General features: G+C 34.6%; 11 protein-coding genes. 6 read left to right on the top strand and 5 right to left on the bottom strand.

The annotated features are described in order from the left end of the window. Window positions 1-193: 193 nt before the first annotated feature. Window positions 194-883: a GLPGLI family protein gene (locus BUC11_RS05875; RefSeq protein ID WP_175547736.1), complete on the bottom strand. Its 690-nt coding sequence runs from the start codon at window positions 881-883 to the stop codon at window positions 194-196. 432 nt (window positions 884-1,315) lie between these two features. Between BUC11_RS05875 and BUC11_RS05870 the strand changes: the two genes are divergently transcribed. From BUC11_RS05870 to BUC11_RS05850, 5 genes are all read left to right on the top strand, one after another. After that, the gene (locus tag BUC11_RS05870; RefSeq protein WP_066082989.1) at window positions 1,316-2,296 is read left to right on the top strand and encodes a pyruvate dehydrogenase complex E1 component subunit beta; all 981 of its coding nucleotides are present in this window, start codon (window positions 1,316-1,318) and stop codon (window positions 2,294-2,296) included. A 132-nt stretch (window positions 2,297-2,428) separates the two neighbouring features. Further along, on the top strand, window positions 2,429-4,915 hold the full coding sequence (locus BUC11_RS05865) for a DUF5686 and carboxypeptidase-like regulatory domain-containing protein (protein ID WP_073352745.1): 2,487 nt from the start codon (window positions 2,429-2,431) through the stop codon (window positions 4,913-4,915). Between the two features lie 108 nt (window positions 4,916-5,023). After that, window positions 5,024-5,626, top strand: coding sequence for a DNA-3-methyladenine glycosylase family protein (locus BUC11_RS05860; protein WP_073352744.1), 603 nt, complete (start codon window positions 5,024-5,026; stop codon window positions 5,624-5,626). A gap of 107 nt (window positions 5,627-5,733) precedes the next feature. Further along, entirely contained in the window at window positions 5,734-6,264 is a 531-nt protein-coding gene (locus BUC11_RS05855; protein WP_073352743.1) for an inorganic diphosphatase, read from the top strand. Between the two features lie 111 nt (window positions 6,265-6,375). Further along, the gene (locus BUC11_RS05850) at window positions 6,376-8,733 is read left to right on the top strand and encodes a sodium-translocating pyrophosphatase (protein WP_073352742.1); all 2,358 of its coding nucleotides are present in this window, start codon (window positions 6,376-6,378) and stop codon (window positions 8,731-8,733) included. 67 nt (window positions 8,734-8,800) lie between these two features. On the opposite strand, the gene BUC11_RS05845 is transcribed toward BUC11_RS05850, so the two are convergent. The 3 genes from BUC11_RS05845 to BUC11_RS05835 all read right to left on the bottom strand — a co-directional run bounded on the left by BUC11_RS05845 (window position 8,801) and on the right by BUC11_RS05835 (window position 10,488). Further along, window positions 8,801-9,169, bottom strand: coding sequence for a helix-turn-helix domain-containing protein (locus BUC11_RS05845; protein WP_073352741.1), 369 nt, complete (start codon window positions 9,167-9,169; stop codon window positions 8,801-8,803). Between the two features lie 3 nt (window positions 9,170-9,172). Next, on the bottom strand, window positions 9,173-9,469 hold the full coding sequence (locus BUC11_RS05840) for a type II toxin-antitoxin system HigB family toxin (protein ID WP_073352740.1): 297 nt from the start codon (window positions 9,467-9,469) through the stop codon (window positions 9,173-9,175). 599 nt (window positions 9,470-10,068) lie between these two features. Next, entirely contained in the window at window positions 10,069-10,488 is a 420-nt protein-coding gene (locus tag BUC11_RS05835) for a helix-turn-helix domain-containing protein (protein ID WP_073352739.1), read from the bottom strand. 240 nt (window positions 10,489-10,728) lie between these two features. Here BUC11_RS05835 and BUC11_RS05830 point away from each other — a divergent pair, with 240 nt between their 5' ends. After that, on the top strand, window positions 10,729-10,956 hold the full coding sequence (locus tag BUC11_RS05830) for a hypothetical protein (RefSeq protein WP_073352738.1): 228 nt from the start codon (window positions 10,729-10,731) through the stop codon (window positions 10,954-10,956). 231 nt (window positions 10,957-11,187) lie between these two features. Here the strand turns inward: BUC11_RS05830 and BUC11_RS05825 are convergent. After that, window positions 11,188-11,498 (bottom strand): IS66 family transposase (locus tag BUC11_RS05825; protein ID WP_139259424.1); only part of this gene is annotated, 311 nt, incomplete at its 5' end.

Here is an 11,498-nt window from a genome sequence, read left to right as displayed (position 1 = left end):
ATCTAAACTTTTGTCGTTGCTACTTAGAAATCATACCATTTATAATCATTAGTAGTTGTAAAAGCAGTCTCATCACTAAAAGAATACTAAGTTGTTGTTTTGCTTGCTTTGTGGCAAAACCAAGCATCTTCTTCCTGATCAGTCGTCTAAACTACTTTTTTAAGTGAAGAGATATCTTGATAAAAACTAACCATTATTTAGCACTTTGTTTCGAATAGTCACTGAAACTTAATTCAGGAGCACTGTTGTTAGGCTCTTCGATAGGTGTGTTTTCTTTACTGAAAATCAATTTGTCAAAAGTCGAAATCGAATTATTATCAATCTCAATTTGAATTATGAATCCCGGTAAGCCCTGGTAATGGTTTGGCCCATCATTTACTGGTATCGAATCTGTGTACCAAGCAACTATGGATTGATTGGAGTTGAATGCTGTATTTGTAGTGATAGCTTTCTTGCAAGCATATCCGTTAATGGTTTTGCTTTCATCGATTAATTTCCAGTTTAATGAAGGCAATGTTTCTTTGAGATTGAAATCTTGGTCGTTTTGAGTAGCAACAACCTTATATTTTTTTCTTTCTAAATTTTTATAGTAGGCTAAAGAAGTTGGTCTGCTAACGGATGACGTAGTTTCATATTTTTCCCCATATTTTTCGATATAGGTCGTATCTATGGAGGATTTTTCTATAGATATTAAGTTTTGAATTGATTTGTTTGCTGAATACACATAAGAAAATGTCATTGGTTTTGCTGCTTTTTTGGACAGCACCGTTTCATCTCCAATCCCTTTTAATGGTGTTTCAGTAATAATACCTCTCAAAGTTTGGCTATACGTTTGATTTATCAGCATTGATAAAAAAAGGAAAGTTAAAATTTTCAATGTCATAATAGGTGGTTTATTAAAATTTGACTTTTCTTTAAGTTTTAGTCGTAGCTTTTTTGATTGCGATGTCATCAAAAAGCGCAGTGTAAATTAAAAATAAAAATATATATTTTGAAAGAATTTTTTGAATAATTTATGATTTAAATATTCTAAATTAACTTTTAAAATCATAATTGTTGTTCAAAGTGTTTTTTTCAAATCTAAATCTATGTTACTACTACGTTTTCGTAGCCCGGATAGCAGCGGCATCCTTCCTGTGGCTCCTTTAGCCAAAGGAAGATACAGCGCAGAGCCGGAAATAGCTCCTGAGAATTAGCACGATACATCCTGAATTAATTTAGGAAAATTTATGCTTTAAAGTGATTTAAAATATTTATTTTTGCTTTTCGAAAATTATCCTTCGACTGCGCTCAGGAGGACAAAATATAAAAAAATATGAGAACGATACAATTTAGAGAGGCCATTTGTGAAGCGATGAGTGAAGAAATGCGTCACGATGAGTCCATATACTTAATGGGTGAAGAAGTTGCGGAATATAATGGTGCCTACAAAGCATCTAAAGGAATGCTTGCAGAATTTGGTGAGAAAAGAGTAATTGATACGCCTATTGCTGAGCTTGGTTTTACTGGTATTGCAGTAGGATCAGCCATGAACGGATGCAGACCAATTGTGGAATACATGACGTTCAATTTTTGTTTAGTGGGAATTGACCAAATTATAAACAATGCTGCCAAAATGCGTCAGATGACCGGTGGACAATTTAATGTGCCTATCGTTTTTCGTGGTCCAACCGCTTCTGCAGGACAATTAGGAGCAACACACTCACAAGCTTTGGAAAATTGGTTTGCCAATACTCCGGGTCTTAAAGTGGTAGTTCCCTCTACGGTTTACGATGCAAAAGGATTGTTGAAAGCGGCGATACGTGACAATGACCCTGTGATTTTCATGGAGTCAGAGCAAATGTATGGTGATAAAGGAGAAGTTCCAGATGGTGAATATGTAATTCCGCTAGGGGTTGCTGACATCAAAAGAGAAGGTACAGATGTAACCATTGTCTCTTTTGGAAAAATCATCAAGGAAGCACATATTGCTGCTGATGAATTAGCAAAAGAAGGAATTTCTTGTGAAATTATCGATTTGAGAACCGTGCGTCCTATGGATTATGAAACAATCTTAACATCTGTTAAAAAAACAAATAGATTAGTGGTTCTTGAAGAGGCTTGGCCCTTTGCAAGTGTAGCATCGGAGATTACGTATATTGTTCAAGAGCGTGCTTTTGATTTTCTAGATGCACCTATACAACGAATTACAACAGCGGATACACCGGCTCCGTATTCCCCAGTTTTATTGAAAGAATGGTTGCCAAATGCTGGCGACGTTGTAAAAGCGGTTAAAAAAGTGATGTATAAAAAATAACCGTTTTTGATACATTCGGTTTTAGATAAAATTTAACAATTGGAATGCTAAACCACGAATAATCAAATACTGTAATTAACTATATTTGAAACTTCATCAATTATCTTTGATGAAGTTTTTTTTTGAATGACTATGAAAAAGAATGTCTTGTTTCTCTTGGTTTTTTTGTTTGTTTCTGCAAGTGCTGTATTTGCACAAACAAAAGTTAGCGGTGTTGTGGTTGATAAGCAAAATCAGCCGATTCCTTTTGCTAATGTGGTTTTCAAAGGTTCCAGCGAAGGAATTGTGACTAATGAGGATGGTAGGTTCTATCTTGAATCCCAAAAATCGTATAGCACTTTGATAATTTCGTCGGTAGGATTTTCTGAAAAAGAAATAGCGTTAGACAAGGCAGTAAATTATAATTTTAAAATTCAATTAAGTGAAGCCGAAAGCTTAAACGAAGTTGTAGTTTTTGCGGGGAAAACGTCTAAAAAAGATAATCCAGCGCTAGACATTCTGAGAAAAATTTGGGAAAGAAAACGTAAAAATGGACTTTATTTGTACGATCAATACCAGATGGAAAAGTATGAAAAAATAGAATTTGATATGAATTCTATTGATAGCGCTTTTATGAAGAGCACTCTTTTTAAGGGGATGGAATTTATTTTCAATCAAATGGATACTTCAAGAATTACGGGTAAGACGTACCTGCCCATTTTTGTCAACGAATCCTTGAATGATGTTTTTGGAGATAACAAACTCAAGAAACTGAAAGAGAAAATAAAAGCCAGTAAAACATCTGGTTTTAATGGAAACCAGCAAATTCTTACCTTTGTAAAGGACTTGTATTCCAATTATGATATTTATAATAATTACTTGACTTTTTTTGATAAAAGTTTTACTAGTCCACTTTCTAAAACCGGTATTGATGTTTATAATTACGTGCTGAAAGACAGCGCCTATATTGATAAAAAGTGGTGTTATAATATCGTGTTCTATCCAAGACGCAAGAACGAATTGACTTTCAAAGGTGATTTTTGGGTTAACGATTCCACATTTGCCATCAAGAAAATTAATATGGCCGTTACTAAAAGTGCCAATATTAACTGGGTGAAAGACATATATCTAGAACAGGAATTTGAAGTGGTTAGCGATTCCGTATTTTTACTAACAAAGGATTATTTAATGTCTGATTTTGCTTTAAATAAAAAAGAAAAATCAAAAGGGGTTTACGGTAAACGAACTAGTTACTATAGAAATCATCAATTTAACATAGAAAAACCAGTTGCTTTTTATAAAGATGAGGTGAATTATATGGATGCGGATGTCTACAATAAATCAGCGGAGTACTGGGAGGAAAATCGTTTTGAAAATTTAACTAAAGACGAATTGGGCGTGTATAAAATGCTCGACACCCTGCAAACGGTCAAAAAATTTAAGCAGATATACAGCACAGTACAAGTGTTGGCTAGTGGGTTTTTGCCGTTTGGAAATTTTGATTATGGACCTATTTTTTCCACATTTGGTTATAACGAAGTGGAAGGGGTTCGATTGCGAGCGGGAGGAAGGACCTATTTTGGAACCAATGATACTTGGCGTTTGCAAGGCTACACGGCGTATGGGTTTAAGGATGAAAAATTCAAATATGGATTTTCTGGGAAATGGATGGTCGATAAGAAAAAAAGAATCATTTTGTCCGGAGGCAATAGGCGTGATATCGAGCAAATTGGTGCGAGTTTGACGACTACCTATGATATTTTGGGACGAAGCTTTGCCTCTTCTTCTGTATTTTCATCAGGAAATAACGGAAAATTGACAAACATAAATCTAAGCAATATTGCAGTTGAAATAGAGCCAGTTAAAAATTTGATTTTTCAAACAGGAATTTCATTTCGCACTCTAGAGTCTGCTTCTCCCACTTTTAGTTTAGATTATTACACCGATATTGCAAATGCTGTAACAAAAAGCGATGTCAAACAATCAGAAGTGAACTTTCAAGTGGAATACACTCCTAAAAGAAAAACCATTGGATTTGCGGTAGAACGTGAGAATGTCGATAGTCCGTACAGTCGCTTTTTTGTCAATTATAGTCATGGTTTTAAAGGGTTATTGGATAGTGATTTCAAATATGATAAATTGCAGCTGTATTACAAGCAACCGATCATCATTGGTCCACTAGGTCGCACGAACATTATCATGGAAGTGGGAAAAACATTTGGGACTGTTCCCTTGGGATTAATGAGTGTGATTCCAGGAAATCAAACTTTTTTTACGCTGGAAAACACGTTCAGTAATCTTAATTTTTATGAATTCTTAGCGGATCAATATGCCACTTTGCAGTGGAATCATAACTTTAATGGTCGTCTTTTTTCCAGAATTCCATTTATGCGCAAACTCAATTGGAGGGAAATTGTATCGGTAAAAGGGGTTTATGGCACTATTTCAGATGAAAATAGAGCGATTAATGCTTCTGGTTTAGCTTATAACGCGCCGGAAAAAGTCTATTGGGAATACAGCGCCGGGATTGGGAATATTTTTAAGGTAATCCGTATCGATTTTGCGTGGCGAGGCAATTATCTCAACACGCCGGATACGAATCGTTTTACGGTAAAAGGATCGTTTGGGTTTAATTTCTAGAAGCTATTCCTCCCGAAGCTTCGGGATATACTATATTTTTTTATAAAGCGAAAAAAAATCGCTTTATAAAATGATGCCGTTTCCATCCGGGCTAAAAAACATGAAATTATGCAAGAAGCCATCAATTATCTTACAGGTAAAGACTCTATTTTCAAATCTATTATCGACCACTATGGAATGCCAATTATCCCGAGAAGACCGCAAGGTTTTGAAACTTTAGTCTTATTGATTTTGGAACAGCAAGTGTCCATTGATTCCGCTAAGGCTACCTTTTTAAAAATAAAAGCCAGTCTAAAAGTAATAGAGCCAGAGATTTTGCTTCCTGTTTCGGAGGAAGAATATAGAAATCTTGGCGTAAGCCGTCAAAAAACGTCTTACATCAAAGCGTTGGCGACAGCCCTATTAAATAAAGAACTTGATTTAGAAAGTCTACCCAATAAAACGGCCCAACACGTGCGGGAAGAACTCATCAAAATCAAGGGAATAGGAAACTGGACGATTGATATTTACCTAATGTTTTGTCTGGAAGCCCCAGATTTATTGCCATTGGGAGATGTTGCGGTCATAAATACCATAAAGGAATTGCTGGATATTCATGATAAAGGGGCAATGGAAATTCATACTTTAAAATGGAGTCCGCATCGTTCCGTGGCTACCTATATTTTATGGCATCATTATTTGAATAAAAGAAATAGAACGGTGGTGTACTAAAGTACTCATTGTTAAAATTTAATGCAGAGATAACAGCAATTTTTTATTGTAAAAAGAGATAGTTTCCTTACTTTTGCACCCATAAATATAGAAAAGAAAAAACTAAAATGACTGCAGACAAATTAACAACTTTCGATGTCTTAATCGAAATACCAAGAGGAAGTAGAAATAAATACGAATATGATTTCGAAATAAAAAGAATGCGTTTTGACAGAATGTTATTTTCGTCAATGATGTATCCTGCTGATTACGGATTTATTCCGGAAACATTAGCCTTAGACGGAGATCCATTAGATGTATTGGTTTTAGTTAACGAACCAACTTTTCCTGGATGTGTAATGGAAGTAAAACCTATCGGTGTTTTCCACATGGCAGATGATAAAGGTCCGGATGAAAAAGTAATCTGTGTGCCGGTTTCAGATCCAATTTGGAACTCATTAAATGATTTGTCAGACATGAATCCCCATTTATTAAAAGAAATTGAGCACTTTTTCCAAGTGTACAAAGACCTTGAAAACAAAAAAGTTGATGTAGGTGGTTGGGGAGATGTAAACGAGGCCTATGCTATCATTAAGGAGTGTACGGAGCGTTTTAATCAAATTGAGAACAAACCAGAAGGATTATTTAGTATAAGATAAATAATTTTCATGATTTTTATAAATAAAGCAATATTCCGTTAGGAGTATTGCTTTTTTGTTTAAATTCGTTTGGTTACACTATAATTATTAACTAAAAACCAAACCAAAATTATGAATACAATTATGATTTATTTGCCAATCGCCATGGCATTCATTGGACTGGCATTTATGTTTACAAAACGAGCATGGGTTTTAAAACAAGATCCAGGCGACGGTAAAATGAAGGAGATCTCAGATTACATTTACGAAGGAGCCTTGGCTTTCTTGAAAGCAGAATATAGATTATTAACTTTCTTTGTAATTGGTGCTAGTGCCGTACTAGCTGCAATTTCGTTTATTGTTCCTACGACACATATATTAATAGTTGTTGCTTTTGTTTTTGGCGCTTTTTTCTCGGCTTTGGCTGGAAACATGGGAATGAAAATTGCTACCAAAACTAACGTCAGGACTACTCAAGCCGCTCGCACTAGTCTACCGCAAGCTTTAAAGGTTTCTTTTGGCGGTGGAACCGTAATGGGATTAGGTGTTGCAGGATTAGCTGTTTTAGGATTAACTACTTTCTTTATATTTTTCTTTCACTTTTTTATGAACGGTGTTTGGACTTCAACAGAAGACATGACTATTGTTCTTGAAACATTAGCCGGATTTTCTCTTGGTGCGGAATCGATCGCTTTGTTTGCTCGTGTTGGTGGTGGAATTTACACTAAAGCTGCCGATGTAGGTGCTGATTTAGTTGGAAAAATAGAAGCTGGAATTCCTGAAGATGATCCTCGTAATCCCGCTACAATTGCAGATAACGTAGGAGATAATGTAGGTGACGTTGCAGGAATGGGAGCCGATTTATTTGGTTCTTATGTGGCCACTGTTTTAGCGGCGATGGTTCTTGGGAATTATGTGATTAAAGATATGGGTGGAAATATTCAAGATGCTTTTGGCGGAATAGGACCTATTTTATTACCAATGGCAATCGCCGGTTTTGGAATATTATTTTCTATTATTGGAACGATGTTGGTAAAAATATCAGATGATAATGCTAAAGAAGCACAAGTTCAAAAAGCGTTAAATATAGGAAACTGGGTTTCGATTCTATTGACCGCTATCTCTTGTTTCTTCCTAGTACAATATATGTTGCCAGAAACTATGAAAATGGATTTCTTCGGAGAAGGCACTAAAGAAATTTCGTCAATGCGTGTTTTCTATGCTACAATCGTTGGATTAGTAGTAGGTGCTGTTATTTCATCAGTAACCGAATATTATACTGGATTGGGAACAAAACCTGTTATGGCAATTGTACAAAAATCAAGTACAGGAGCAGGAACAAACGTAATTGCAGGTTTAGCAACTGGAATGATTTCCACGTTTCCAACGGTCTTATTATTTGCAGCTGCGATTTGGACATCGTACGCTTTTGCAGGATTTTATGGTGTGGCTTTGGCGGCTTCAGCGATGATGGCAACAACAGCGATGCAATTGGCAATTGATGCTTTTGGACCTATATCAGATAATGCGGGAGGAATTGCTGAGATGAGTGAATTACCAAAAGAAGTACGTACCAGAACCGATATTTTAGATTCTGTAGGGAACACAACGGCAGCGACAGGAAAAGGATTTGCAATTGCTTCGGCAGCTTTGACTTCCTTAGCTTTATTTGCGGCGTATGTTACGTTTACAGGAATTGACGGGATCAATATTTTTAAAGCGCCCGTTTTAGCAATGTTATTTGTGGGTGGAATGATTCCTGTAGTTTTCTCGGCTCTAGCGATGAACTCTGTTGGTAAAGCAGCCATGGATATGGTGTATGAAGTACGCCGCCAGTTCAGAGAAATTCCTGGAATTATGGAAGGAACCGCGAAACCGGAATATGCTAAATGTGTCGATATTTCTACCAAAGCCGCGTTGCGCGAAATGATGTTGCCGGGAATAATGACTATTGGTTTTCCAATTGCAGTTGTGCTGCTTGGGAAACTAGTGTACGCGGATAATAACCAATTGATTGCTGAAATGCTGGGAGGCTACATGGCGGGAGTGACTGTTTCTGGGGTACTTTGGGCAGTTTTTCAAAACAATGCCGGTGGTGCTTGGGACAATGCAAAAAAATCTTTTGAAGCTGGAGTTATGATCAATGGTGAAATGACATACAAAGGTTCTGATGCGCACAAAGCAGCGGTAACTGGTGATACCGTTGGTGATCCATTTAAAGATACTTCTGGACCATCAATGAATATTTTGATCAAATTAACTTGTTTGATTGGTCTGGTAATTGCGCCTATTTTAGGTGAAGGAAGTCAGACCATTACTGAAAAAGAAGTAGCAACAGAAATAATTTCTAAAGAAGTTGCTATCGAAAAATCAAACATCGATGGAAAAGTAACTGCAACGGTTAAAACAACCATCAACGGGAAAGAAGAAGTCGAAAACTTTGAAGGAACAGATGCCGAAGTTCAAGCCAAAATTGATGCTTTGAAATAAAAGTTTTGTATTTAGAATACTAAAAATGCCTCATGAAAGTGAGGCATTTTTTTTGAAACGATTAAAATTAGTGTTTCAATGCATATTCTTTTATTAAAGTTGAAGCTGGAATATGAAGTGTTTCTGTTAAAACTCTAATTTGTTTAATAGTTAAAGCTCTTTTGCGTTTAAAAATTTCAGTGACTCTAGAACGACTATTTAAAATAACTCCTAAATCAGCATCTGTAAGTCCGTTTTGTTCCATCATGAACTTAATGGCTTCAATTGGATCTGGCTCAGGAATAGGATAATGTATTTGTTCATACTTTTCTACCAGGGTGACTAGGATATCTAATTCATCACCTTCCTTCGTGTTGGATTTAGCATCAAAAAGCATGTTTATTCTTTCTAAAGCTAAATCATAATCTTTTTCTGTTTTTATAGGATTTATTTCCATTTTTTATAAGTTTTTAATGTCTTTCAAATTATCGTATTCAGGGTGAGTACCAATAAATAAAATATAGACAATTTGTGTTAAATAATTAATTTTCACGATTAATCGATAATGGTTCCCACAAATATTAAACACGACTTTATTATTTCCAATAAAATCAGCTGAACCAAAAATAGATTTTATAGCATTTGAATTCTCAAATTCTTTTTTGTCAAATACCTGATACCATGACAATAATTGCTGCTTTGAGTTTGGATATTGCTCCCAAAAATGCTGCAAGGTTCTTTTAGCAATTATTCTCATAAATTATTCTCAATAAACAAAGATAGTTAAAATTTCCCTATTTGGGAAAAATGAAAAGAACATAGATTATTTATTTTCAAAAAAATAAATTTTATATCTTTGATAAGTTCATCGGAGGTAAAACAAAGAGCAGTAGCTATTATTACAAATCTTACAGCTTGCATAAATAATTTACTCCCATTGTTTGGCTGGAAGCATGTCTTTGTAATTGAGCAACATAACTGAAACGCTTGCAGCGTGACAAATAATAAGAGAGAAGACATACGAATGAAGGTGCTTTTAATTTATAAAATAATTTCTTTGATAAAGCAAATGTCGATTTTTACATTTTCGTAATCATCTGCCCATACTCTTTTGAGCTTGCAGGTTTAATTCTAATTAATTGAATACCTACAATTTTTGAAAACTGCACAGGATAATTAAAAGTTTAATTAAAAAATGCCTCACTCTCTAAAATTAAGAGTGAGGCATTTTTTATATTCAGTTCTTTCTCCCTCTCCTTTGGAGAAGGACGGGGAAAGGATTAAAACAATGCGTTTAATTCCGCGTCAATTCGATTATAGATATTTCCTAAATCTGCCGAATTATTAATAAAATTATCATTTTTTTAGTTGGACTTTTAGGGATATAATCTCTTCTTTCAAATTATTTATAATCTCTTCTTTCAAATTATTTATAATCTCTTTATTTATCTGATTGTGTTCTTTTAGTAAGTCGATTTGTTCTTTGAGAGAAACGATTAATTCTTCGGAATGATTATTATTCACAACAATGCCTGAACCGCTTTGCGAATTATCGTTATTGGTATGGTTGATTTCGATTTTATCTTCCCCTATTAATTTAGCTATATCTACTTGTAGTGCGTTGGCTATTTTTTTAAGCGTTTCAACATACATTTTGTGCTTATTGTTTTCTATTTTAGAATACGAGGATTGATTAACACCTATAGCTTCATAAATTTCCTGTTGCTTTTTGTCTTTTTCAAGACGATATTTTCTAATGTTTTCTCCTATATTCATGATTATTATGTTTAATATCGTAAATATAAAATAAAATTCCTATAAATAATTTTATATTTGAATAGTGAATTTTTTATTCTTTTTAAGACTAGCTTATTCCTATTATAATGTCTTTTTTTGTATTTACTAATAACATTCTTACATTTGTTTTAAGTCAACCAAAGCGCACGTTGTTTGTAATTTTCACTAATGTAGGTAGTCTTAGATTCTATATTTTATTAATCAAAAATTTTAGAAATTATGAAAAAATTAATGTTTAATTTTAAGGCCATTGTTGGTTTTTCTTTTACTTCATCAGCACAATGTGGAGAACAAGCTACTCAAGTATGTGGAGAGTGCTATAGTATACAAATTCCATTACCTGGGTATTTATTGGTTGATTCTGCTAATTATACTGCAACAAGTGGCACTATGCTTAGAAAGCCTTCTATTAGAGAGCTTATGTTTATAATGGAAGCAGTTTGTTAATAATTTATGAAAAAAATAATCATATTATTAGTTTTTACCATTAGTTACTGTGGTTTTTCGCAGAAAAAGTCAACTAAAAATTCAGATCTTTGGGTGTCATATAACATGGTTTATAAAAAATATTTAACATCAGAGTCCACCCAAAACGTAAATACTATATTGATTGTTACGTATCCACCCGAGCAACTACATATTGTTTAGTTCAATAAGATTAATGATAGGAGCGTAATTTTACAATGGTTTAGATTCCGCTAGCTGCTTGTAATTGTGGGGATACAGGTCTTTAATATTCTTGTGGTTTATAGATTGGATATTCTCAAGGGTATATTTTAGCCACTCAAAAGGATTTACGTTATGCTTTTTGCAGTTAGAAAAAAAGGTATAGGCCATAGCCGCTCTTTGAGCAGCATCGTGCGATCCGGCAAAAAGATAATTCTTTCTACCCAGGGCCACTGGTCTGATTGCATTTTCCACCAGATTATTATCTATTTGCAAGTTACCATCTAATAGGTATGCCGATAAATTATCCCATCTTGTTTGAG

The organism is Flavobacterium xanthum, assembly GCF_900142695.1.
In the GTDB taxonomy this organism is placed as follows: Bacteria; Bacteroidota; Bacteroidia; order Flavobacteriales; family Flavobacteriaceae; genus Flavobacterium; species Flavobacterium xanthum.
This window is presented reverse-complemented; position numbering and strand designations above follow the sequence as displayed.